The organism is Ruegeria sp. BHSC043 (genome assembly GCF_059612985.1).
In genome coordinates, this window is the sequence record NZ_JBXWRS010000001.1 from 670,690 (window position 1) to 693,905 (window position 23,216).

The following is a 23,216-nucleotide window of genomic DNA, read 5'->3' on the forward strand; positions in this document are numbered from 1 at the left end:
GCCGCATTGCCGGTCCGGGAACCGCCAATGAGCCATTTTGGCTCGCCTCCGAGTTGACCGGTGTTCTCGCTGAAAAATACGTTTCACGCACTGGATCATCGCCAGCCCGACCGCAGACAAGGAAATCGGCATGCCAAAGCTACCGGCTTCTTGCGACTTGGCGGATGGTTCGCACGAGTTCGCAGCAAGCGGGTGGGCGCAATTCGATCGGCCTCCGAGGGCCCGGAACTGCCGCGCTGATCGGTGCCAGAAGAACGAAACCGACAGTGTCCGGGCAAGATGGCGCCAATGTCGAAGAATGAAGGGATCTGCATGCAACAGGCGAGCTTTTCGGCGTGGCGCGGGTTCATGGCTCAGATCATGGTCTTTGCGGCGATCTGGTCGGTGCTAGCAGGTGGGGATCTGGCTTCATGTCTGATAGGTGCCCCGCTTGTCCTGTTCGTTGTGGTCGCGAACCATCGGCTTGGACGGCTGAATGGCCGTTGCGCGCGCTTGTCCGGGGTCCTTCGGTTCCTTCCCTATTTTCTGATCGGGTCTTTTCGCGGCGGTCTTGCAACCGCTACGCTGGTGCTGTTTCGAGGACGGGAAGTCCAACCCGCGATGGTCGAGTATCAGACCACCTTGCCCCCCGGGAGGGCGACGGCATTGTTCGTCGGGACGATAGGGTTGCTTCCGGGGACACTGACGGCGGATCTGAACGGACGTCTTTTGCATATCCATGTGCTGGACGGCAGCATGCCGGTCACTTCGGAGCTTCGAGAACTGGAAAGGCGGATAGCCGCCATTTTTCTGCAGGAGACGGGGTGAGGAAATGGGTTCGTTGTTGCTGCTGATTGCCCTGTTGCTTTTGCTGTTCCTGCTTGCTGGAATGTATCGGGTGTTTCGCGGTCCGAGCGATGCAGACCGGATGATGGCGGCGCAGCTGTTCGGCACGACAGCGGTTGCGGTATTGCTGGTGACCAGTTTCGCGACCGGGTTGCCCGCCTTGATAGACGCCGCGCTGGTCATGGCTCTGCTTGCTGCGATCACCACCATCGCCTTCGTGCGCGGCGAGACAAGCGGCGGAGCGACCGATGACAACTAGTTCGATGCTGGCGCTGCCCCTGCTTCTGATCGGGGTCTGTTTCTTTTTCGCCGGAACGGTGGGGATGCTTCGATTGCCGGACATCTTCACGCGGCTGCACGCGCTGACCAAAGCGGACAACGTCGGATTGGGGTTCATCGTCGCGGGGCTGGCGGTGATGTCCGGGCAGTTTCTGATTGCTCTGAAACTGGTGCTGATATGGGGCCTGGTGCTGGTGAGCGCAGCAACGACCGCCCATCTGATTGCCCAGTCAGCGGTTCGCAAGGGGGCGAAACCATGGAAGCGTTGAACTTGAGTTTCGACCTCGTTCTGGCGATGGCGTTGATCTGGTTGGCATGGAGAACACTTGCCAGCCACGAGATGTTCACCGCTATCGTGCTGTTCATCGCCTTCGGTCTGCTTGTTGCACTTGCATGGGTGCGGCTCGACGCACCGGACGTTGCCTTGGCAGAGGCATCCATCAGTGCCGGTTTGACGGGCGTTCTTCTGCTTGCAGCCTGGCGGCGCCTGCGCAGTCCGCCGCAGCAGGATGGGGGGCAGAACAATGAATGACGACACATCCCCCGTGGTGCGCCTGTTGATCGGCGCGTTGGCGGCCGCGATCTCTTGGGGACTGGCGATTTCGCTGATGCGTCTCCCCGTGGGGAACAGCGAGCTTGCGGACCGTGTGATGGAAGGATTGCCCGACAGCGGTGCCAGCCATCCGGTAACGGCGGTGCTGCTGAACTTCCGGAGCTACGATACCTTCCTCGAAACCTGTGTCTTGTTTCTGGCCGTTGTCAGCATGTGGTCACTTGGTCCGGCGCGTGCAGATCCCGCGACGCTGGTTTCCACGGGCCCGGTCCTGGGCGAGGCCGGTAAGATCCTGCAGCCCATGTGCCTGTTGACGGCGGGCTACCTGCTCTGGGTCGGCGCGACAGCGCCCGGCGGGGCATTCCAAGCCGGGGCGATCCTTGCGGCAGGTGGCGTTCTGGCCCTGCTGATGGGGTGGCAGCCCGGTGCCCGGATGCGGCCCTGGCTCGAGGTCGGGTTGACGATGGGGGTCGGCGCGTTCCTTTGCTTGGCGACCATCAGCCTGTTGTCTTCGGGCACCCTTCTGTTTCTGAACCCGGAACTGGCGAAGGGTGTGATCCTTGCGATCGAACTGGCTGCAACCATCTCGATCGGGCTTTCGTTGGCCGCGATCTCGTTGGGTGGCTCGCCAATCTACAAATTGCGAGACAAGGGGCAATGATGCCGACCCTGGCACCTTACATCGTCGCCGGCGCGATGCTTGTGGGTCTGGGCCTCTTCGGTCTTTTCACAGATCGCAAACTGCTTCGGCAAATCATCGCCCTAAACATCATCAATGCCGGCGTGTTCCTGCTGCTGATCGCATCATCCGGCGAAAGCAGCGCCTCCGTCGCTGATCCGGTTCCCCGCGCGATGGTGCTTACAGGTGTTGTCGTCGCGGTCAGTGCAACGGCGCTGGCGCTTGCCTTGGCGACCCGCCTGCATCAGGTGACGGGTGAAACGCGCCTGTCGGTCGGCACGGACGACGAGGCCGGGACATAGCAATGCCGGGACCAACCGAACCTGCATGGATCGCTTGGGTGATGCTGCTTCCCTTTGCAGCGGCAACCGCCTCGTTTTTGACATGGCGCCTAGGGGCGAAAATCGGTCTCTCCGCGGCCTTCATCAATGCCATCGTCTCGGTGACGCTTGTCGTTCAGGTCCGGGGCGGAGGGACCGTCACGCATCACGTGGCCGGTTGGGGAACGCCACTAGGTATCGAACTGAGGGCAGATGGGCTTGCTTGCCTGATGCTCATCCTGACGGCAACTGTCGGGATGGCTGTCAGTGTGTATGCGTCCGGCTATTTCCCCGCCGAAAGCAGGCAGCAACGGTTTTTCTGGCCCCTTTGGCTGCTGCTTCTGGGAGGGCTGAACGCACTTTTCCTGTCTGCCGACGTGTTCAACTTGTACGTCACCCTAGAGATCGTCGGCCTTGCCGCCGTCGCGCTGGCGTCATTGCCGGGCACGGCGGCCGCGCTGAACGCGGCGATGCGCTATCTGCTGGTCAGCCTGCTGGGCTCGCTGTTCTACCTGCTTGGGGTGTCGCTTCTCTATGCCGAACACCAGCTGCTGGACCTGGTCGCGCTTGGCAGCGTGATGGAACCGGGCGCGATCACCTGGTTGGCCATAGCATTGATGACGGCGGGACTGCTCATGAAGGCGGCGGTCTTCCCGTTGCACTTCTGGCTTCCACCCGCGCACGCCAATGCACCCGCACCGGTCAGTGCCATTCTGTCAGCCTTGGTGGTCAAGGCTTCGTTCTACCTGCTGCTGCGATTGTGGTTCGAGCTCTTCGCGCCGGCGGTGACAGGCACTGCCTTGCATTGGATTGGTGCATTGGGGGCAGCCGCAATACTGTGGGGGTCATTGTTGGCCTGCTATCAGCGCAGGCTGAAGCTTCTTGTCGCCTATTCGACGGTTGCCCAACTCGGTTACCTTTTTGTCGCCTTTCCGCTTGTCACCGCGACAGAGGGCATTGGATACGGCGGCGCGGTTTACTTTGCGCTGTCGCACGGGTTCGCCAAGGCCGCGATGTTCTTCAGCGCCGGCACGATGTTGCATGCGGCAGGTCATGACCGGATCGACGACCTGAGTGAAATCGCACCGCACATGCCGGTATCGATGCTTGCCTTCGGGTTGTCCGGCCTCAGCTTGATGGGCCTGCCGCCCAGTGGCGGGTTCATTGCCAAGTGGATGCTTCTTGAAGCGACGCTGCAAAGCGGATTGTGGTGGTTGACTGCAACGATCCTGATCGGTGGTCTGCTTGCGGGCGTCTACGTCTATCGCGTCGTGTCATGTGCGTTTGCACCAGGGACCGCCCGTAGCTTTGCGCCGACACTGCGCCGGCTGGAGTGGTCTGCGCTGGTCCTTGCGGTGATCGCCTGCCTCCTGGGCCTTACACCCAACGCTCCGCTTGCCTTGGTGAGCGAAGGACCAGACCTGTCCGCACAGCTGTTCGGGGGGGCTGGGTCATGAGGTGGCGCAGGCAACCAGGGGGCAGCCGATGACCCAGCTTGCCCCCGTATCGGTCCATTCTGCAATTCTGCTTGCTGTGCCGTTGCTGCCGCTTTTGCTTGCCGCCGGGCTTGCGCTGCCGGCCTGTCGCGGGCTTTGCCTAAGACTGGCCGCCTGGGCCGCGCTTCCGGCGCTTGCCTCGGCATTCCTGGTGCCATTGGGCACTACCGTCAGCGTTCCCGTGCTGCTCGATGGCGCACGTTTTGGCATGGACCAGACCAGCCAAACCTTCCTTTTGTTCACCAGCTTGCTGTGGCTGTTGGCAGGCCTGTTCGGATCACGTTACCTGGCCGACGATCCCCGGCGCGGGCGGTTCACAGCTTTCTACCTGACAGCGATGTCTGGAAGCCTTGGCCTCAACATCTGCCTGGACCCAGCCAGCTTCTTTGTCCTGTTCGCGGTGATGGGGGTCAGCTCGTTCGGGCTTGTTGTCCACGATGGCAGCGCCGAGGCCCGGCGCGCCGCGCGGGTCTACATCGCGCTCGCCATTCTGGGCGAGACCCTTCTTTTCGTTGCGGTCATCAAGATCACGGGCGCCGGCTTCACGGAACTGCCTTACCGCGATCCGGCGGCTTCGAACCTTGTGATCGCACTTGTGCTGGTCAGTTTCGGGATAAAGGCGGGTGCCTTGCCCTTACATTTCTGGTTGCCGCTGGCACATCCCGCGGCGCCGATACCCGCCAGCGCCGTTCTCAGCGGCGCGATGATCAAGGCGGGATTGCTGGGGTGGTTGCGGTTCCTGCCGATCGGAGCGGTTGCCGCGCCGCACTGGGGGATTGCGGTTGTCATCGCCGGTTTGGCCGCGGCGTTCTACGGCGCCCTGGTCGGTTCGACCAAGGACAACCCCAAGGCCGTTCTGGCCTATTCGAGCATTTCGCAGATGGGGCTGATCACCATTCCTATCGGTATCGCGCTGGCCGTTCCGGACGCTGCGCCGATGGCGATCGTGGCGGCGCTTTTGTATGCCGTCCACCACGGTCTTGCCAAAGGGACCCTGTTTCTGGGCGTCGGCATGGCGCATCATGCCGGCAGATGGCGTGGCCCGGTTTTCCTGACCTTGCTGTTGCCCGCCGCGGCCTTGTCGGGGTTGCCCCTGACCAGTGGTGCCGTGGCAAAAACGGCCCTCAAAGGGGCAGCTGTAGTGTCCTCGTGGTACGTTTGGCTTGGTCCGCTCATGTCGCTTGCCGCAGTGGGCACAACGGTTCTGATGGCGCGCTATCTGGTCAATCTGCAAGTATCTTTGAAGAAAGACCATACCCCAAAGCCGGGGCTGTGGGTGCCTTGGGTAGCTCTACAATTGGCCGCGGGATCCCTGATCTGGCTGTTGCCACTGGCCGGTGAAGCCAGAGTCGAGACGCTGTCGCCTGGAAAGGTATGGCCGTCAGTCTGGCCGCCCATTCTGGGCGTGCTCTTGTCGGTGATACTCTGGAACCTTGTGTGGCGCCACGTTTCATCCCCGGAAGGAGGACAGCCGCGCGACATCCTGCGCGCGTTCGAAACCTTTCTGTGGTGCTCTGGCGCTGCGCTTGCCCGGGTGCTGCATCAAGGCGAACTGCGACTGCGGGACTGGCCCATTGCCGGGGTTGTGTTTCTTCTGACCATCGCCGTGCTTTTTCTGTCCTTGGCGTTCCGTTCGGACGTGCCCGCCGCTTTCTGAACGTCATTTGCAGATACCGCCGCGCAAGTCCGCCCGCCGCAGTTCTTGCACCGTTCCGGTGATGCGCAGGATCAGGGTAGAACCGAAAGGAACCCCTGGATGATGAAGGCATTGGCGACGTCCACAAAAAAGGCCGACACCAGCGGCAGCACGATGAAGGCCAGAGGCGAGGGGCCATACTTCTGCGTGACCGCCGTCATGTTCGCGATCGCCGTCGGCGTTGCGCCGAGGGCGAAGCCGGCAAACCCGGCCGAGATGACGCCGGCAAAGTAGTTCCGTCCCATCATTCGGTAGACAACGAAAACGATGAACAGGGCAGCGGCGGCAGTCTGCAGAAGCATCGTGAAGGCCAGAACACCGGCCGAGCCCGCCAGGGTCCAGAGTTGCATGCTCATCAGCGACATGGACAGGAAGACAGCCAGTGAAAAGTCCTGCAACAGCTGCAGCGACGCGGTTCCGGTAGGTGTCTTGATGCGCGGCAACAGTTTTGGAGCGAGATTGGCGATGACGATGCCGGAAAGAAGGCAGGGCACAAACAACGGCAGCTTCAAACCCGCCGCGTCCAGCGCTTCATCCGCGACAAAGCCGATCACAATGGAGATGTGCAACCAAAGGATGGCTCTCATCAGGCCGGGGTTCGTAGGGCCACCGAAGGAGGCAGTGCTGGCGTTTTCAGCCGCGCTTTCTTCTCCAGCTGCGGCGGCGCGCTCCTCGGTGCTCGGTTCCAGCTTGTCGCGGCTGATCAGGTAGTTGGCGATGGGGCCGCCGAGCAGGCTTGCCAGAATCAAACCGACCGTCGCGGCGGCGATGCCCAGTTCGGCGGCGCCCGCCACCGCGTATTGCTGCTCTACCACTGGGCCCCACGCGATCGCGGTGCCATGGCCGCCTATCAGTGATGTCGTTCCCATCATGACACCAGCCTGCGAGTGCAGGCCAAAGATCGACGCGCCCAAAACGCCGATGCCATTTTGAACGACCATGTAGCCAATCGTCAGAAGAAGCATGATGCCGAGCAGCGGGCCGCCCTTGACCAGATCCGAAAACTTCGCGTTCAGCCCGATGGTGGTAAAGAAGTAGACCAGCAAGGAGTCACGCGCATCCAGGTCGTAAATCACCTCGCGCCCGGTCGCAGTCACAACGACAAGCGTCAGAATCGCAGCAAGCAATCCGCCAGATACCGGTTCGGGGATAGAGTACTTTCGCAGGATCGGAAACCGGTCGGACAGCTGTGCTCCAAGAAAGTAGACGACTATGCCGAGCGTCATGGCAATGAAACTGTGTACCTCGATCGGTTCGACCATGAGCTGTGCCCCCGAGCACGAAATTGCTGAACGGATTAGTCGCCGCCACCGTAGGGCCGCGGGTTGGATCATTGCAACGGTATTGTTGGAAGGGCACATTCAGGTAGTGTCAGAGGAACTTATCTTGAGGCAGGGCAGGCCGCTGGCTAGCGTCCCTGCATGACCAGATCCCGTCCCTTCAAGTACTTCAAAACTAGCCCGGAGATCATCCGCTTGGCGGTGATGCTCTACGTCCGTTTTCCGCTCTCGCTCAGGAATGTCGAAGATCTCCTTCATGAAAGGGGTGTCGATGTGAGCCACGAAACGGTCCGATATTGGTGGCACAGGTTCGGTCCGATGTTCGCCTCGGAGATCCGAAAACGCCGGATCGGAGGGAAAAAATCCAGCCGGTGGCGCTGGCACCTCGACGAAATGTTCGTGAAGATCAACGGTGAGCGTCACTACCTCTGGCGGGCTGTTGATCACGAGGGCGAGGTGCTGGAAAGCTTCGTGACGAAGACACGAGACAAGAAGGCGGCGCTCAAATTTCTCAAGAAAGCAATGCGCAAGCACGGTCGTCCCGAGGCAATCGTGACGGACAAGCTCCGGTCCTATGGCGCCGCTCTGAAGGAACTCGGAGCAGGCGACCGGCAGGAGACAGGTCGCTGGCTCAACAACCGAGCGGAGAACTCACACCTGCCTTTCCGACGACGGGAGCGAGCGATGCTCAGGTTCCGGCGCATGCGAAGTCTACAGAAGTTCGCCTCCGTCCATGCCTCCGTCACAAACCATTTCAATCACGAGCGCAGCCTCTCCAGCAGACCCCAGTTCAAGTTGAACCGCGCCGCCGCTCTCGCCGAATGGCGCGGACTCTGCGCTGGATAAGAGGCAGTGACCCTGTCCTGGCAGAGACTGGTTCGAATTGGTCTGACAGCACCGTGGAACAGGTTTGGTCCAATGTTTGCAGCTGAGATCCGACGGAAGCGTGTGCAGCAGCTGCGCGCGTTCTCGAAATGGAAGTGGCACGTGGACGAGGTTTTCGTAAAGGTGAATGGCAAGCGACATTATCTGTGGCGTGCAGTAGATCACGAAGGTGAAGTGCTGGAAGCAGTTGTCACCAAGCGCCGAAACAAGGCTGCAGCACTAAAATTCCTCAGGAAATTGATGAAACGGCACGGTTGCGCCAAGGAGGTCGTCACAGATCGCTTCGCTTCCTACAAGGCTGCGCTCAGAGAAATAGGCGCGTTCGAAAAACAACAGACGGGCAGGTGGCTCAACAACCGCGCCGAGAATTCACACCTGCCGTTTCGACGACGCGAACGCGCGATGCAGCGTTTCAGGCGCATGCGAAGTCTACAGAAATTCGCCTCCGTCCATTCCTCCGTCTACAATCACTTCAACCAGGAAAGATCGCTAGCCAGTCGAGACACCTTCAAGCTGACCCGCGCCGCCGCTCTTAGCGAGTGGCGTCAGCTTTGTTCCGGATAGGTTCGCGGTTTCCGCGGCAAACTGAGACTGGTTCGAATTCGTCTGACAGCACCCCGGCGGCTTTGTCCGCGTAGCCGACATTTACTGAATTCTGCCGAAAGTCTGCTCCGAGCCCAAAGCGGACTGAAATGTGCTCGCCAAAATGAATTGCGGCGATAGACATTCTCTTGAGCGGTCTAACCCATCACTAAATGCATTCACCGCCATCGATAACCAGGGCTTGCCCCGTCATAAAAGCGGATTCATCTGAAGCCAAATAGACGATCCCATGGCCAATCTCGTCAACTGTCGCCCATCGACTCATGGGGATCGCCTGCTCGATGTAGCTTTCCAGTTTGGCACGGCCTCCCATCTGCTTTTCGAAGCCTGCATTGAAAGGGGTGTCTACAAATCCTGGACATAGGGCATTGAAACGGATTGCATGGACAGCGTAGTCGGCTGCCATCTGCCGGACCATCGCAACAGCAGCGTGCTTTGTAGTCGCATAGGCGATCATACCCCGGTCATATTGAACCCCAGAATTGGAGGCCGTGACGATCACGCTGCCTCCACCTTGTGATTTCATATGGGCGACGGCTGCACGCGCGGCAATGAAGTGAGCGCGGACATTTAATGCCCAAGAAGCATCCATTCCATCTGGTTCCACTTCTTCCAGCGTTCCTTCGATCTGCAACCCAGCGTGAGAGTGCAACACGTCAAGCCGACCGAAGTTTTTAACTGCTTCGTCTATGGTTCTGGTAAGGGCATCGTCATCGGTCACATCAAGCTGTATGGCAGATGCTTGATTTCCCTGCGCTACGATCGCGGCCACAGTGGCTTCAGCAAGTGTTGCATCGCGATCGGTTACCACAACATGCGCACCCTCTTGTGCCATTGCCATTGAACCCGCCCGACCAATTCCTGATCCCGCGCCCGTCACGAGCGCGACCTTACCTGCAAGCCGCATGTCACTTGGCTCCTTTATTTAATTATTCGATTTTGAGGCGCCTCGGCGCAAAAGCAGCTGCGCTGCTACGAGCAACAAGAGCGACGCGCCCATAACCATAGTGCCGATGGCATTGATCTCGGGTGTTACGCCGCGCCGGATGGATGAGAATATGTAGATTGGCAGGGTTGTTTCTGAGCCAGCTACGAAGAACGCGATGATGAAATCATCAAATGAGAAAGTGAAGCTGAGCAGGAAGCCTGCCAAAATTGCCGGTGCTATCAACGGCAGGGTCACCTGTCGAAAGGTGCCCCAGGGCGTCGCAAAGAGGTCAGCCGAAGCTTCCATGAGCGCGCGGTCCATACCCGATAGCCTTGCACGTACGATGATTATGACCAGCGCCATTGTGAACATGGTGTGGGCGGCGACAAGCGTGGGCATCCCCATGGAAAGTTGCGGGGGATTTGCTCCATCGGGCCATAGGCTTGCAAGAAGCGGGTTTAGCCAGCCGAATACGGTGACCAGGGCAATGAGTGTCGCGATGCCGATGACGATACCGGGTATCATTATCGCAATATAAATCATCGCATCAAACAAAGTTCGGAGCCATCCCTTAACCCCTTGTAAAGCGATGGCCGCCATGGTTCCGAGAGTGGATGCGAGGCAAGCAGTTATTAATGCCGCAAGCAGACTGGTCTCGAGCGCGTCCATTACAAATGGGTTGTTCAGCGCTCTACCATACCATTGGGTCGAGAACCCCATGAACTGGCTTGCGTGTCGTCCGGCATTAAAGCTGAAAAGCGCGATGATGCCGATTGGAATATAGAGAAAAAGGTAGACGCAAATCGCGTATAAGCGCATCGGACCCTCACATCAGCGAGACATCTTCGCGCTGGCCACCCAGGCGCGAGATGAATTTCATGTAAATTGAGACAGTGACAAGCATTACGACAACCAGAGTCATTGCGACCGCCGATCCGTACGCCCAGTTCCGAGACTGCAGGAACAGGTCCACCAGCGCATTTCCGACGAAAAAGACCTTTCCGCCGCCCAAGATCGCTGGGATCAGAAACTCGCCCATCAGCAAGATGAAGACCAGCATGCAGCCAGTTGCGATACCAGGTACCGACAAAGGAAGTGTCACCTGACGGAACGTACGCCATGGGGTAGAGCCGAGATCAGCCGATGCTTCCAGAAGGCGTTTATCCAGTTTGTCTAAGCTTACAAAAATCGGGAAAACCATCAGAGGTAGATACCCATAGACAATCCCGACAAGCACAGCGAACGGCGTATTTATCAGGCGGATATCATCGATGCCGATCGACTCCAGTAAAGCGGGCAAGCCACGCCCCCCAAGGATGAAAATCCAAGCGTATGACCGGATCAGGATCGATGTCCAGAACGGCACGATCACTAGGATCAACAGCGAAGTTCTCCACTTTGGTGAACAACGCACTGCAAGAAAGTAGGCGAGCGGGTAGGCAATTACCAACGCAGCGATAGTCCCCAGAGGTGCAAGGATCAAAGTGTTCTTAAACGCCGTCCATCGCGCAGGAAGGTTGGCATATTGTTCCAACGTGAACGCTGGAACGTAGCCTCCGGCGGCCCCCCGTTCGCCAAAGGAAAAGACGAAGACGACCAGCAGAGGAAGGGCTAGCATTACCAAAAGCCATATTCCTGCTGGAGCCAGCAACAGTGCTTTTCTGCCTCGTTCGGTCATTTTGTCCTCGTCTTTTCCGATATTGGCGGCCTTGCCGCTTAGGCCGACTTGAAGCGGGCGAGCAACTCGGCACGGTTTGGATCGGTTAGTGTAGCCGCCGCGCCGAACTCGAGTGCATTCAGAAGGTCAGCTGCCGGATAAAGGATCGGATCTTCCAGTAGTTCCTTCGGCAGCAACGCATTGGTGCGAGCATCAGCCGATGGATAGCCGTGGGCGAGGACTTCTTTCGCATTAACTTCCGGGTTCAGCAGGAAGTCGATCAAGGCATAAGCGGCATCCATATGGGGTGCGCCCTTAGGAATAGCGTAGTAGTCGGACCAGAGTTCACCGCCCTCAGTTCCCAGAACGTAGGCGATTTCAGGCATGTCGACATTCATCTGCTTGCCGTCACCTGTCCAGCACATCGTCATCCAGGCGTCACCGTTACGCATCGGTGGCTGATAATCCGACGAGATTGCAAACAGATGCGGTTTGGCATCCAGTAACAATTTCTCGGCATCCGCCAGTTCCTTCTCATCGACCGAGTTGAAGGAGTAGCCGAAGTATTTCAGGGCATTACCGATGGTGGTGAGTTGGTAATCATGCACCATTGTCCGGCCTGAGTAACCTTCCATAGTAAGGTCCCAGAACTCTTTCCATGTGGTTGGAGTCGGAGCGCCGTCAAGCTTGCTGGTGTTCACTGCAAAGCCAGTCGTGCCCCAGTTTTTTGGGACCGCGTAAAGCTGGCCATCGACAGAACCGGCATCGGAAAAGCGCTGTTCGAATGAACCTGCGTCGTAGTTTGGCAGTTTGGACGTATCGAGCGGGATGATCAGATCTTCACCCACATACGTAGTGATCGTGTAGTTGGTTGGAACGAAAACGTCCCAGCCAGACCCTCCAGCCTGTAGTTTTGCCAACATCTCTTCATTCGAGCCAAAAACATTGACCTGAACATGGGCGCCAGTGGCTTCCGTGAAGGCTTCGAAGTTCATCTCGTCATGGTAGTTCGGCCATGTGGCGAGGATCACTCGGTCGCCAATGTCCCCGGCAGCAAATGCCGGGCGTGGACGCAACCCAGGAATGGCAGTGCCCAGAACGGCCGTTGCCATCCCAAGACCTGTCACGCCTAAGAAATGTCGCCGTGTAACCGAACCCTTTTGGTACCGGCGAAGCTCTTCCATGAACTTTTGCTTGGAAATAGTCCCATTATCCTTGGTCATTGTGAACCTCTCTGTTGTTGGATTGCGGGATTTGTTATTTTTCCAGGATCAGCAGTGCGCCTTCGCCCCATGAAACAAAGGCCTGCTCTCCTGCATTGAACGTCCCCTCGTTCAATTCCGCTTGCCTTGGCACAAGTACATGGAAATCACCCAGTGCTTCGTTGCGCGCAAGGTATTCTGTGTGCTCCCCAAGGAAGATCCGATTTTGAATGGTAACTGGCAGAGCGATTTCAGCTGTGGGTAGCGCGCGGGTCAGCGTGATCTGTTCAGGACGGATACTAACGCACACTTCCTGCCCTGCATCTATTGGAATCTCCGGAGTTCCGTGCACCTTTTGGCCACTCGCTAAACGCACAGTGATTTGGTCGGTTGCTGAGTCAGTCACAGTTGCATCAAAGAAATTTGAGGTGCCTACAAATCCAGCCACGTAGCGGCTGCGGGGCATGTCATAGAGTTCGCGTGGGCTGCCAACCTGCACAATACTGCCGCCTTCCATCACACAAATTCGGTCGGACATTGAAAGCGCTTCTTCTTGGTCGTGCGTGACGAGGACAAAAGTTATCCCTAGTTGTCGTTGCAGGTTCTGCAGTTCAAACTGCATTTCTTTTCGAAGCTTTCGATCCAGAGCAGCCATTGGTTCATCAAGCAGCAAAAGCTTGGGCTCGTTTACGATCGCACGCGCCAAAGCGACGCGTTGCTGCTGACCACCAGACATCTCCCAGATGCGACGTGGGCCAAACCCACCAAGACGGACAGTTTCCAGCGCTTGCTCAACCTTTGTCGCGATTGTTTGTTTGTCTACGCGTGGTCGTTGTTGGCGCAGGCCGTACGCGATGTTGTCGAACACGCTTAGGTGAGGAAAAAGAGCATAGTGCTGAAACACCATGTTGACTGGGCGATGGTGCGCATCCAAGTCGTTGACGACTTCTCCATCGAGCAACACCTGACCTTCGGTTGGCTTCTCGAAACCTGCCAACATTCTAAGCGCAGTGGTTTTGCCGCAACCAGATGGGCCTAAGAACGACAGGAACTCTCCTTTCCCAATGGAAAGATTCAGGTCTTTGGCGGCGACCACATTCCCGAAGGTCTTGGTCACTCCTCGGAGTTCCGCAATCGTCTGCATGGTGACGCTCATGTCAAAGCTCATATACTGCCGTTTTCCTTTTGCTTGATTTTTTGGCATTTGTTGGCATACCACTCAAACAAGGAAAAAGTAACAATAACTCGGAATAACTGTATATACCACAATTGGGGTACAGAGGTGCTTTTCGAAAATCTGGAGCGGCGTGTGTACGATTGGATGGAAGAGGCCGGCAGGGTCGTGGAGAAGATCGGAACCCCAGAATTTCCATGTGCTTTGGCAGATGGCTTACGGCAGGTCGCACCATTTGATTTTACGGTGGTGTTTGGCCATGTTGGAACCGAAGCACCAATAGACCTTCACGACGATTTCCCCAAAAGCAAACGGCGTATTTTTGTTGAGGATTACCAAGCCGGGCCCTACGTACTTGATCCATTTTTTTTGGCCGCGACAAAACCAATAACACCGGGTCTGTACCGCATGCGCGATATCGCACCGGACAGGTTCTATCAGGGCGAATACTATCGCAGCTATTACAAAAGGACTGGGTTAGCAGAGGAGATTGGCTACTTTATCGATATCCCAGGCGCTGGGATGGTTGTGGTCTCGCTCATGCGAGCAGAGAAGCCTTTTTCCGCCAAGGAAATTCGTCATTTGCACGCTCTATGGCCGCTCGTTCGGGCAGCCTGTTGCAAACATTGGAGTGACTTTCCAACGATGGCCCGCGGCGCCGCAGCGAATGGCGTTAGTCGTCGCGTTGATCTAGCATTCCAGGCATTTGGCGATGGCGTTCTGACGCCACGAGAACGAGAAGTCGTTGAGTTCACATTGAAGGGCCATTCGGCAGAAGCTGTTGGCACAATTCTCGGCATCTCTCCAGGCACAGTCCGCATCCACAGACGCAACATTTACGCGAAACTTAGGATCAACTCGCAGGGTGAGCTTTTTTCAAAGTTCATTGAAAAGGCGCTTTAAAAGGTTCCTTGAACACCCACTTTATCCGTTTTGCCGACCTTGCTACCTTGTGACCCGGAAAACACCAAACATTTGGACGGCACTGTCTGATAGCCAAGGAACGCAAAGGGAGAGGGTTGGGACGCCCGGGACCCATGTTGGGCTAAATTAATACCCGAAAACGCTTTCGGGCCATTGTCTATCTAACCGGATCAGCCGTTGTAAAAATGGCGTCAAGATACGAAAGGCAAAATTTCGTGGACGCACCAGTTATCCAGTTGATTTTTATGCTCATCTTGCTGGTTGTCGTGATCTGGCTTTATATCCTGCCGATCACGATGGCAGGGCGGCGCAACCGATCCGGTTTGATCTGGTTCCTGATCGGTCTGGTTGGATCACCTCTTTTGGCTATTCTTTTGCTGCTGGCTCTAGGTGACGCACCCGAACAACCAACAACCTAATTTTGGGACGATACCATCTGACACTCAAAAGGGCTTAACCGGAAGGTATCTGGACGCTCGTGAGCCATAACGTCCTGCTCAGCATGCAATAAGGGTGCCAATTGAGACACTATACTTCCGGAAGTGAAGACAACAAATCCTTCTCACTCTCCACAACCGTGTACTGTAAACTTAAGGTCGGCCGATTTGATTGGAGAACCACAGACCGCTTCGTCCGCGTAGCGGTCACTCAGACAGAACCCGGCAAACGGCTGCTCTGAGCCCAAAGTAACCAATGCTGCTTTCTGCACGAACGTCAATACTGCGCAGAATGCTGACTTTGCAAATTTACGAGAACGGCTCAAATGAAATTGCCTTTAACCAAGCAGCAACAAGTTGGGGGTGTCGTCTGGCAAACTTACCGTTCGCAGTATCCCAACAGAATCTCTGAGCGGAACCCGAAATTGCTTTAAGGTTGCGTAAACAACGTTGGTTCCTCACTTTGAGAAAACGTAATCCATAGCAAGATTGAAAGAGAATTAAATGAAACGCCTGTTTCCATCTCTGCCGGAGAACGCGACACTTGGAAGTGTCTATCAAGCCTTTCCAGATAAACTTTCTCCGCTTTGTGCGTACGAAAGCCTTGTGATGAGGGGCGAGAGCGACCTCTCGGTCGCTGAACGTGAACTCATTGCGGCCTATGTCTCGGGATTGAATGCTTGTGCGTATTGCCATGGGGCGCACATCGTTTTCGCCAAAGCCTACGGTATTGAAGTCGAGACAATCGAGGCACTGATGGAAGACCGCGATACGGCGCCCGTCGAGGATCACCTCAAACCGTTGCTGGCATACATTGAAAAGCTCACTGTCTCACCATCCCGAATGACAGAAGCCGACGCTAGAGCAGTCTACGCGGCAGGCTGGTCGGAGAGTGCGCTGTTCGATGCTATCCAAGTTTGCGGTGTCTTTAATCTCGTGAACCGCTTCATAGAAGGAACAGGTGTCCAAAGCCCTGGCACCGACCCAAGAGAAGCGGACGAAGCCACTTTAAACCGATGCCGCAGTGACAGCTTCTATACCGATTTCGGACGAGAGAACGGCCTCGACATCCCTTGAATTGATGTTGTTCTAACGTTCGAAACGCCACGAAAAGCTGGTCCGATAGAGCGGCAGATGCGTCCTTCGCTCTCGGGGTTAAATCATTCGTCGGATCAAGTCGGCGCATTCATTTATTGTTGGTGGATCCATGTTCAAGCCTCAACGATCCGTCCTGCTTTTCGTAGATAACTCAATTTCTGATTAGGTTTTGGGGGCATGTGGGCTTTGTAAGGGTGGAGAGTTGCTTAAATTTGACGCTGAAACAACGAAATTACTTGAAATCGCCTATCAAGGCGCAGAACTGACGCGGCGAAGACAGGCTTCATTTGATGCGCTGTGCCCGGCTCCTGGTGAAACTATTTTGGACATCGGTTGTGGCAACGGGATGTTAACAGTTGAGTTGGCCCGGGCAGTTGGCTTGGATGGCTATGTCATCGGGATCGACCCAAGCGCTGACATGACGGCAGCTGCTAGAGAACGGTGCAGCGACTACGCAAACGTGGAGTTTCGTGCTGGTGCCGCAAATAGCTTGCCCATTGAGGATGAGAGTGCTGACAAGGCCGTCTCGGTACAGGTCTTTGAGTACATCGAAGACGTAGACGGTGCGTTGGCTGACACGCTGCGGTGCGTCAAACCCGGCGGGCGCCTCGTCATCAGCGATCTACACTTTGGCAGCTTGATCTGGTTCAGCGATGAGCCCGACAGAATGCAAAAGATGCTGACATCCTGGAACCAGCACTTTGTGAGTGGTTCCGTCCCGGAAAGACTGCCCGCGCTGATAAAGGCTCGCGGCGACCGTGTGGAAGATGTCTTGTCGTTCACAATGACGGATCACCAGTTGAAGCCTGATGGCCTCGCAATCATGATGATGCACCTCATGAAGCAATACACTGTCGCAAATGACCATGTTGATCCCGCAGTTGCGCAATCGTGGTTTGATGAGCAGCTCAGCCTTGCAAGGACTGGACGCTTCTTCTTTTCGATGACCCAATTTGTTGTCGTGGTGCGCAAAAAGGGGTGATTGAGCTAAGTAAATCGGCCTGGGTTCTTTCGCGGGCTTCATGAAAGTCTCGTATTGGTACTTACTCAATGGCTACAACACAGGTGCGTGGCTGCCACTTCCAGCTTGCAGCTGCATTTGGCGTGATCTAATCGCCTTATTCGGCCGATTGTCACCAAGTGTCGTCAGAACCTTCCTGGATAAAGACTCACCATGTTCTGCACGTCAAGCTCACTCGAAAACGCATCGGGATTACTCCAGATCACGTCATTAATATAGTCGCGTTCAGCGTGAAAATCGTCAGCTGTAGGCCGCGGCTTCCGGGCTTCGGGGAAGCCTCTCTTGGTCCTACCGAACAGTCCACCAAATACGGTCCAGATGCTGGGTGACATTGTATGGGAAGCCATCTCATGGTCCTTTCCGAGTTGCTTGCGCTGTCGCAACAACAGTAACTGTTCACCTGTTTTTCTGGTATCCGGCACAAAATTGTGCTGTTCTACAAAAATGAAGAACGGGTTCCGAAATTGGTCGGATATTCGTGTGTTCCTCTCTGTCTTGAGAGAAGGATCGACGCTTGCGGCCTCCAGAAAGCTAAAGGTCTCCCAACCAACGGTCGCCCGACGCATTGATGTTCTCGAAAGAGAAACAGGCTTGACGCTGTTTGAGCGTGGTACGCACGGGTTCAAACCGACCCCAGAAGCCCTTCGCCTCGTTCCCCTCGCCGAAGCAATCGAGGCTTCAGTCCTCGAATTTACCGATTGCGCGAAGGAATTGACGTCGACACAACCCATCCGTATCACCGCTTATTCGGCAAACTTCTCCGCACGCATGATCGAAATCGTAAACGAGTTTTCCGCCGACAATCAGGATGTCGCATTCGAGTTTTTGTCCAGCGTTCGGGCGCTGGACCTGATGGCGGGCGAGGCCGACATTGCTTTGCGCCTTGCAAGAACCGATCCCGATCCTGACCTGATCTGTCGTAAGATCAGCACGGCCCGCTGGTCTTTGTTCGGCAGCAAAAATTACGCGGACAAATTTGGCTTACCGGGGTCAACGAATGATCTGGCCGGGCATCAGTTTGTTACCTTTCAGCGGGACGATGTACCGAATGTATTCCACGAATGGTTGACCAATCACGTGGCACCGGAACAGATCGTTATGTCTTTCACTGAACTCGAGCTTATGCATGCGGCAATCAGATCAGGGCAAGGCCTTGGTATCAGCAATGTCAAGCTGGTGGAAACAGACATGTCTTTCATCCGATGTTTCGACGAAATCCCTGAACTTGCGGTGCCGCACCTAATGCTCATTTCGCCGGAAGCCTATCGTCGGCCAGAGGTTAAAGCCTTCGTTAAGTTCTTCGCACCTCGCTATGCGGCAATCTACAAGTAGTTATTTAGGCAAAAAGGATTGAGAACACGCGAACAAACTAGTTTGCATGTACGCCACGACCGCAGCAATAGAAGCCTTATGTGGCGAGCCCAAGGATACTCTTGAAGATGACAATGGGAGATCAAATTGATCGCCGCGCCCCAGTCGCTGCAAACCGCCTTAACTCCGACATGCCATCACGTGGTGCATGACCAGGTTAAGAACTTCAACATCGTTCTGGTTAAATGTCTGGTATCGGAATTTGACCGTTCCCCGGTCTGGCTTCGAACGTGACGGTGTAATTGCCTCAACCGTAACGCGCACGCTGATCGTGTCACCGGAATACACCGGAGCCAGCCACCGTACCTCGTCCATACCATGTCCACCCAGATTGGTTCCGGTAAGTACACCAGTGTCGCGGAACAACCTGAAAGTAAGCGCTATTGTCTGAAATCCACTGGCTATGAGACCGCCGAAAATCGACTCTGCGGCAGCCACTTTGTTAACGTGGAAGGGCTGCGGGTCATGAACCAGTGCGAAGTCAATAATCGCTCCCTCGGTCAGCGTAACGCCTCCGGTTTCGAAGGTTTCGCCAACCGACAAATCGTCGATGTATTTTCCGCTAGGCATGGCAAAAGTATAGTTTGATGCAGACTCAACCGTCAACGCGGAGCCAGGCTCGGCCGCCACTAATGCCGCATTGTCTTTCGACCATGGCAAAGATCGTAATGGAGAACTAAGTCAGTGGTCGTTGACCTATGCCGCGGCGACGGTCTTGTCAAAAGAACTTGTCTTGAGGCAGGCAGGACGGTTGCGTAGCTTTTGCCCATGACCAAACCTGCCTCTTTCAAGTACTTCAAAACCAGTCCCGAGGTCATCCGCCTTGCGGTGATGCTGTACATCCGTTTCCCGCTCTCGCTTCGAAATGTCGAAGATCTGTTGCACGAGCGAGGCATCGACGTGAGCCACGAAACCGTCCGATATTGGTGGAACAGGTTTGGTCCAATGTTTGCAGCTGAGATCCGACGGAAGCGTGTGCAGCAGCTGCGCGCGTTCTCGAAATGGAAGTGGCACGTGGACGAGGTTTTCGTAAAGGTGAATGGCAAGCGACATTATCTGTGGCGTGCAGTAGATCACGAAGGTGAAGTGCTGGAAGCAGTTGTCACCAAGCGCCGAAACAAGGCTGCAGCACTAAAATTCCTCAGGAAATTGATGAAACGGCACGGTTGCGCCAAGGAGGTCGTCACAGATCGCTTCGCTTCCTACAAGGCTGCGCTCAGAGAAATAGGCGCGTTCGAAAAACAACAGACGGGCAGGTGGCTCAACAACCGCGCCGAGAATTCACACCTGCCGTTTCGACGACGCGAACGCGCGATGCAGCGTTTCAGGCGCATGCGAAGTCTACAGAAATTCGCCTCCGTCCATTCCTCCGTCTACAATCACTTCAACCAGGAAAGATCGCTAGCCAGTCGAGACACCTTCAAGCTGACCCGCGCCGCCGCTCTACGCGAGTGGCGTCAGCTTTGTTCCGGATAGGTTCGCGGTTTCCGCGGCAAACTGAGACTGGTTCGAATTCGTCTGACAGCACCATGGCTTATACAGAATCTTGCATGTTCATGTATTGTTCTGCATTCTTCGCCCGCCAATTGACCCCGTTAGGGGCTGCTTTCTTGTCAGTGCCTTATCCGTTGGCAGCTGCTGGAGGGGACTTGCTGCCGATCCGATCTCAGCTCTTTATGTCAGTCGTATCAATTGACTCTTGTTATCGTGTTGAGGTCTATGGGGCACCCAATCCTGTGCAGTTTCGTTCAAGCGCTCCATGTAGCCGTCCTGTCGCGCCAGCCGCAGCCGATCTCCACCCAATCACGCGGGCTTGCATGGGCTTTCATTTCTGGAACCTCGCGGGCCTCGGACAACACGGAGACCAGATCGGAGCGGTTCTGTCGCAAAATTAGTTCCCACCTGTCAGGTCAAACGTAGTTTTGGTAGCGCATGCTCAAAAATGACAGGAGCAGACCGTGACAATGTCTTTCAAGGGCGCACACTTTCCGAAAGAAGTGATTTTGTACGCTGTTTTCTTTTATCTCCGATACGGTATGTCATATCGGGATCTGGAAGAAATCATGGCGGAAAGAGGCGTCAAACTGGATCACGCGACGCTGAACCGTTGGGTGAGTCGATATGCCGGTCTTGTAGCTGATGCTTCACGTTACAAAAAGCGACCTGCCGACCGTTCATGGTGCATGGATGAGACCTATGTGAAGGTGAAGGGTGAGCGGGTTTATCTCTATCGCGCCATCGACAAACACGGAAAGACCCTTGATTTCATGCTATCCAAGCGCCGGAATAAAGCGGCTGCGACCAAGTTCTTCGCTCGTGCGCTTGGGGCGAACGGTTTGCCACGGAAAATTGTCATCGACAAAAGCGGTGCGAACACAGCTGGCATCAAAGCAATAAACAAGATGCTGAAAGGCTTTGGTTGTCCGGTACCGATTGAGATGGTCAGTCGGAAATACCTCAACAACATCATTGAACAAGACCATCGCTTCATCAAACGTCGGATCAGGCCCATGCTGGGTTTCAAGTCTTTCGATTCAGCTGCATCTGCCCTGGCTGGCATCGAACTGGTCAACATGATCCGCAAAGGTCAATTCACGCCCGGCCTCCGTCCGTTTCAGCAGTTCGCCCAACTGGCAGGGCAAACCGATCTCCAATTCAACTGATGCTCTGCCATCTAAAGTTTGCGACAGAACCCCATCCAGTGTACCGTTCCGCTAACCTTTTTTATTCGGGTTTAGCTCAGATCCTTTCAATCAGGGTTGACCGAAACCATTTGCTATACCTCTTGATGCGAAGCAAATGTCGCTGACAAAACTCGCATTCGGTATTTTCCAGAAATTCGCACATTTTCATTGCAGATATCGCGTGCTTGACAGGGCGTTAGAAAATCCGCGACCAATGCTTCTTACAAAAAGGAGGCGAAATGCCATGTATCGAGCAACGAAAACGGATTGCTTTGCCTTCGCAGCGTGCCTGTCCACTATCGCAGCTTCCGCTATCGCGGAGCCCCAGTTCCTTTCTTTGACCCCCACGTATCTTCCAAGTTACTTTGGTCTCGGCATTGGAAGTTACCCGGAATATCTTGGGTCAGATGGTGCTGCGGTAGGCGTTGCTCCCTTTGGCAGGTATTCTTTTGGCGAACAGCGCTACGTTTCTCTCGAAGTAAACTATGCTACGATCAACCTTTTGGAAAATCGCAACTGGCGCGCCGGGCCTGCGGGCATGTATCGGTTCGGCCGAGAAGACGTGGATGATCCGATCGTGGATCTTTTGCCGGACATCGAAGGAACGTTCGAATTGGGCGGGTTTATATCTTATGAGAATGTCGGCAGTGACCCGAGAGAGCGTTGGTCTGTCGGCGCGAGTTTCACTCATGGTGTTACCGGTGATAACGACGGTTACACGATTGCTGCCTCTGCTCGGCGTTGGATGCCCGTAGGTAAGTTCGCCGCTCTTGGTTTTTATGCTGGCACGACTTACGGTTCGTCAGACTACATGGACACATTCTTTTCAGTCAGTCCGGCGGGCGCGGCGGACAGTGGACTTTCCGTGTTCGAGGCGGAATCCGGTGTTCGTGACGTCCGCCTATCGGTCGTCTATGTCCAACCGCTTAGTCGCACATGGTTGGTAGGAGGCGGCTTGATGTTTTCGAGACTTCTTAACGACGCGGCAGACAGCCCGATTGTTTCGGAACGGGGCGACAGGGATCAGCTTGTATTCGGACTTGGAGTCTCGCGCGCGTTTTAGCAATGCTCGAGGCGCAACCGCCTAACTGTTGGAACGAAGCGATCAATCTGGTGTCCGCCAAAATGTGTTTCGCCGAAAAATTAAGGTAGCCAGTGACGAAATGAGCAGCATGAAAAGCGAGTAAAGCGCTGCAACCGCCGCGGTCGCTTGCTGTTCTTCGCCAGAAAACGAAAGCGCGATGATTGCAATCGCCAACGGCCCGTTCCGAATTCCAGTTTCAAGCGCTATCGTCCGGGCGTCGCGCGGATGCAGGCGGAGTAATACAGCAAAGGCGAGCCCAACCAGAATACCGCACACCCCAAGTAGAATTGCTGCGGTGTAAGTTGTCGATGAAGTGGATAATAGAAACTGCCAGTTTCTGGGCACCCACGTTATCACGATAAACACGATAAAAAACACCCCAACGGCGGAACCCATGGTTTCCGCCAAGGCTCGGGCACGAGCATTTGAACGGCGTATGATCATGCCCAAAGCGACAGGGACGAGAAGCGAAGCAAGGGAGATTGCGATGTTCTTGAGCGGGATCTCCAATTCCAACGTTGAAGCATAAATCCACAAGATCAGTGGGATCAGCACAACGCCGAGAACGGTCGATGTTACCGTCATCAATATCGAAAGCGCCAGGTTCCCCTGCGAAAAATAGGTGAACATGTTCGAGGTGGTACCACCCGGCATACAGGAGAGTATCAGAAGCCCCACAGCGACGGGCTCTAGCAACCCAAGAGCTATCGACAGCACGAACCCGATAAGCGGCATGAAGCCAAGTTGCGAGACGATGCCAATAGCGAGCCTTTTAGGCGGGTGGATCGCGAGTTTGAAATCTCGTGGTGTAAGTGATGCACCCATACCGATCATGATGGGAATGACCATCGCTGAGAGCAGCGCCTGTTCGAACGCGCCAACCATAGTCTATCGCTCCTCAATGATGTCGAAAAATAATGGCCGTGCGTTCCATCTCTGACCTGGGATGTCGTGGTCCGGAAATCCTTAAGCTACAGAACCGACAAATAAGCTGAATTAGAGATGTCACATTCCAACCGG

Annotated in this window: 25 protein-coding genes and 1 pseudogene; 18 read left to right on the forward strand and 8 right to left on the reverse strand. The window is 55.6% G+C overall.

From position 1 onward, the window contains the following. Nucleotides 1–288: 288 nt before the first annotated feature. The 8 genes from AC2FMM_RS03295 to AC2FMM_RS03330 are packed head-to-tail and all read left to right on the forward strand — an operon-like array spanning nucleotide 289 to nucleotide 5,809. On the forward strand, nucleotides 289–807 hold the full coding sequence (locus AC2FMM_RS03295; protein ID WP_170368208.1) for a Na+/H+ antiporter subunit E: 519 nt from the start codon (nucleotides 289–291) through the stop codon (nucleotides 805–807). Nucleotides 808–811: 4 nt separating this feature from the next. Next, complete coding sequence (locus tag AC2FMM_RS03300; protein ID WP_170340502.1) at nucleotides 812–1,084, forward strand: MrpF/PhaF family protein; 273 nt, start codon at nucleotides 812–814, stop codon at nucleotides 1,082–1,084. After that, nucleotides 1,074–1,373 (forward strand): monovalent cation/H(+) antiporter subunit G, encoded by a 300-nt coding sequence (gene mnhG, locus AC2FMM_RS03305; RefSeq protein ID WP_170340504.1) that lies wholly within the window; start codon nucleotides 1,074–1,076, stop codon nucleotides 1,371–1,373. Before AC2FMM_RS03300 ends, mnhG begins: the two co-directional genes overlap by 11 nt. Then, a complete protein-coding gene (locus tag AC2FMM_RS03310) occupies nucleotides 1,361–1,636 on the forward strand; it encodes a Na(+)/H(+) antiporter subunit B (RefSeq protein WP_170340506.1) in 276 nt (91 codons plus the stop codon). The genes mnhG and AC2FMM_RS03310 overlap by 13 nt, the downstream gene beginning before the upstream one ends. After that, nucleotides 1,629–2,318, forward strand: coding sequence for an MnhB domain-containing protein (locus tag AC2FMM_RS03315; RefSeq protein WP_170340508.1), 690 nt, complete (start codon nucleotides 1,629–1,631; stop codon nucleotides 2,316–2,318). Before AC2FMM_RS03310 ends, AC2FMM_RS03315 begins: the two co-directional genes overlap by 8 nt. Then, complete coding sequence (locus AC2FMM_RS03320) at nucleotides 2,318–2,638, forward strand: NADH-quinone oxidoreductase subunit K (RefSeq protein WP_217355050.1); 321 nt, start codon at nucleotides 2,318–2,320, stop codon at nucleotides 2,636–2,638. The genes AC2FMM_RS03315 and AC2FMM_RS03320 overlap by 1 nt, the downstream gene beginning before the upstream one ends. 41 nt (nucleotides 2,639–2,679) lie before the next feature. Beyond that, the gene (locus AC2FMM_RS03325) at nucleotides 2,680–4,113 is read left to right on the forward strand and encodes a complex I subunit 5 family protein (RefSeq protein ID WP_496795783.1); all 1,434 of its coding nucleotides are present in this window, start codon (nucleotides 2,680–2,682) and stop codon (nucleotides 4,111–4,113) included. Nucleotides 4,114–4,141: 28 nt separating this feature from the next. Next, nucleotides 4,142–5,809 (forward strand): complex I subunit 5 family protein, encoded by a 1,668-nt coding sequence (locus AC2FMM_RS03330; protein ID WP_170340513.1) that lies wholly within the window; start codon nucleotides 4,142–4,144, stop codon nucleotides 5,807–5,809. 71 nt (nucleotides 5,810–5,880) lie between these two features. Here the strand turns inward: AC2FMM_RS03330 and gltS are convergent, their stop codons facing one another. Continuing rightward, on the reverse strand, nucleotides 5,881–7,110 hold the full coding sequence (gltS, locus tag AC2FMM_RS03335; protein WP_170340515.1) for a sodium/glutamate symporter: 1,230 nt from the start codon (nucleotides 7,108–7,110) through the stop codon (nucleotides 5,881–5,883). A 159-nt stretch (nucleotides 7,111–7,269) separates the two neighbouring features. Between gltS and AC2FMM_RS03340 the strand changes: the two genes are divergently transcribed. Beyond that, nucleotides 7,270–7,974, forward strand: coding sequence for an IS6 family transposase (locus tag AC2FMM_RS03340; RefSeq protein ID WP_170340517.1), 705 nt, complete (start codon nucleotides 7,270–7,272; stop codon nucleotides 7,972–7,974). Between the two features lie 54 nt (nucleotides 7,975–8,028). Further along, a pseudogene (locus AC2FMM_RS03345) lies at nucleotides 8,029–8,577 on the forward strand (IS6 family transposase); the annotation flags it as partial. Nucleotides 8,578–8,764: 187 nt separating this feature from the next. Here the strand turns inward: AC2FMM_RS03345 and AC2FMM_RS03350 are convergent. Genes AC2FMM_RS03350 through AC2FMM_RS03370 form a run of 5 tightly spaced genes read right to left on the reverse strand, consistent with a single transcriptional unit; the run spans nucleotide 8,765 to nucleotide 13,559 of the window. Beyond that, the gene (locus AC2FMM_RS03350; RefSeq protein ID WP_093962201.1) at nucleotides 8,765–9,523 is read right to left on the reverse strand and encodes an SDR family NAD(P)-dependent oxidoreductase; all 759 of its coding nucleotides are present in this window, start codon (nucleotides 9,521–9,523) and stop codon (nucleotides 8,765–8,767) included. An 18-nt stretch (nucleotides 9,524–9,541) separates the two neighbouring features. Further along, entirely contained in the window at nucleotides 9,542–10,363 is an 822-nt protein-coding gene (locus tag AC2FMM_RS03355; protein WP_093962200.1) for an ABC transporter permease, read from the reverse strand. Between the two features lie 7 nt (nucleotides 10,364–10,370). Then, the gene (locus AC2FMM_RS03360; protein WP_093962199.1) at nucleotides 10,371–11,222 is read right to left on the reverse strand and encodes an ABC transporter permease; all 852 of its coding nucleotides are present in this window, start codon (nucleotides 11,220–11,222) and stop codon (nucleotides 10,371–10,373) included. 38 nt (nucleotides 11,223–11,260) lie between these two features. Then, nucleotides 11,261–12,424 carry an ABC transporter substrate-binding protein gene (locus AC2FMM_RS03365; protein WP_093962198.1) on the reverse strand — a complete coding sequence of 388 codons (1,164 nt, stop codon included), beginning with the start codon at nucleotides 12,422–12,424 and terminating at the stop codon, nucleotides 11,261–11,263. Nucleotides 12,425–12,458: 34 nt separating this feature from the next. Then, entirely contained in the window at nucleotides 12,459–13,559 is a 1,101-nt protein-coding gene (locus tag AC2FMM_RS03370) for an ABC transporter ATP-binding protein (protein WP_254432852.1), read from the reverse strand. A gap of 165 nt (nucleotides 13,560–13,724) precedes the next feature. Here AC2FMM_RS03370 and AC2FMM_RS03375 point away from each other — a divergent pair, with 165 nt between their 5' ends. The 5 genes from AC2FMM_RS03375 to AC2FMM_RS03395 all read left to right on the forward strand — a co-directional run bounded on the left by AC2FMM_RS03375 (nucleotide 13,725) and on the right by AC2FMM_RS03395 (nucleotide 18,389). Then, nucleotides 13,725–14,480: a helix-turn-helix transcriptional regulator gene (locus AC2FMM_RS03375; RefSeq protein ID WP_170343062.1), complete on the forward strand. Its 756-nt coding sequence runs from the start codon at nucleotides 13,725–13,727 to the stop codon at nucleotides 14,478–14,480. A 236-nt stretch (nucleotides 14,481–14,716) separates the two neighbouring features. Then, entirely contained in the window at nucleotides 14,717–14,920 is a 204-nt protein-coding gene (locus AC2FMM_RS03380; RefSeq protein ID WP_058283652.1) for a hypothetical protein, read from the forward strand. A gap of 522 nt (nucleotides 14,921–15,442) precedes the next feature. After that, entirely contained in the window at nucleotides 15,443–16,015 is a 573-nt protein-coding gene (locus tag AC2FMM_RS03385) for a carboxymuconolactone decarboxylase family protein (RefSeq protein ID WP_093964968.1), read from the forward strand. A 223-nt stretch (nucleotides 16,016–16,238) separates the two neighbouring features. Next, complete coding sequence (locus AC2FMM_RS03390; protein WP_496795784.1) at nucleotides 16,239–17,018, forward strand: methyltransferase domain-containing protein; 780 nt, start codon at nucleotides 16,239–16,241, stop codon at nucleotides 17,016–17,018. 483 nt (nucleotides 17,019–17,501) lie between these two features. Beyond that, complete coding sequence (locus tag AC2FMM_RS03395) at nucleotides 17,502–18,389, forward strand: LysR family transcriptional regulator (RefSeq protein ID WP_170408191.1); 888 nt, start codon at nucleotides 17,502–17,504, stop codon at nucleotides 18,387–18,389. Between the two features lie 159 nt (nucleotides 18,390–18,548). Here AC2FMM_RS03395 and AC2FMM_RS03400 read toward each other — a convergent pair whose 3' ends face one another. Next, nucleotides 18,549–18,998 carry a MaoC family dehydratase gene (locus tag AC2FMM_RS03400; protein ID WP_093964970.1) on the reverse strand — a complete coding sequence of 150 codons (450 nt, stop codon included), beginning with the start codon at nucleotides 18,996–18,998 and terminating at the stop codon, nucleotides 18,549–18,551. A gap of 198 nt (nucleotides 18,999–19,196) precedes the next feature. Between AC2FMM_RS03400 and AC2FMM_RS03405 the strand changes: the two genes are divergently transcribed. The 3 genes from AC2FMM_RS03405 to AC2FMM_RS03415 all read left to right on the forward strand — a co-directional run bounded on the left by AC2FMM_RS03405 (nucleotide 19,197) and on the right by AC2FMM_RS03415 (nucleotide 22,175). Further along, nucleotides 19,197–19,904 carry an IS6 family transposase gene (locus AC2FMM_RS03405; RefSeq protein ID WP_496795785.1) on the forward strand — a complete coding sequence of 236 codons (708 nt, stop codon included), beginning with the start codon at nucleotides 19,197–19,199 and terminating at the stop codon, nucleotides 19,902–19,904. 482 nt (nucleotides 19,905–20,386) lie between these two features. Continuing rightward, complete coding sequence (locus AC2FMM_RS03410) at nucleotides 20,387–21,091, forward strand: IS6 family transposase (protein ID WP_496795786.1); 705 nt, start codon at nucleotides 20,387–20,389, stop codon at nucleotides 21,089–21,091. Between the two features lie 265 nt (nucleotides 21,092–21,356). Continuing rightward, nucleotides 21,357–22,175: a MipA/OmpV family protein gene (locus AC2FMM_RS03415; RefSeq protein WP_176432512.1), complete on the forward strand. Its 819-nt coding sequence runs from the start codon at nucleotides 21,357–21,359 to the stop codon at nucleotides 22,173–22,175. 42 nt (nucleotides 22,176–22,217) lie between these two features. On the opposite strand, the gene AC2FMM_RS03420 is transcribed toward AC2FMM_RS03415, so the two are convergent. After that, nucleotides 22,218–23,081: a bile acid:sodium symporter family protein gene (locus AC2FMM_RS03420; protein ID WP_224890507.1), complete on the reverse strand. Its 864-nt coding sequence runs from the start codon at nucleotides 23,079–23,081 to the stop codon at nucleotides 22,218–22,220. Nucleotides 23,082–23,216: the final 135 nt, after the last annotated feature.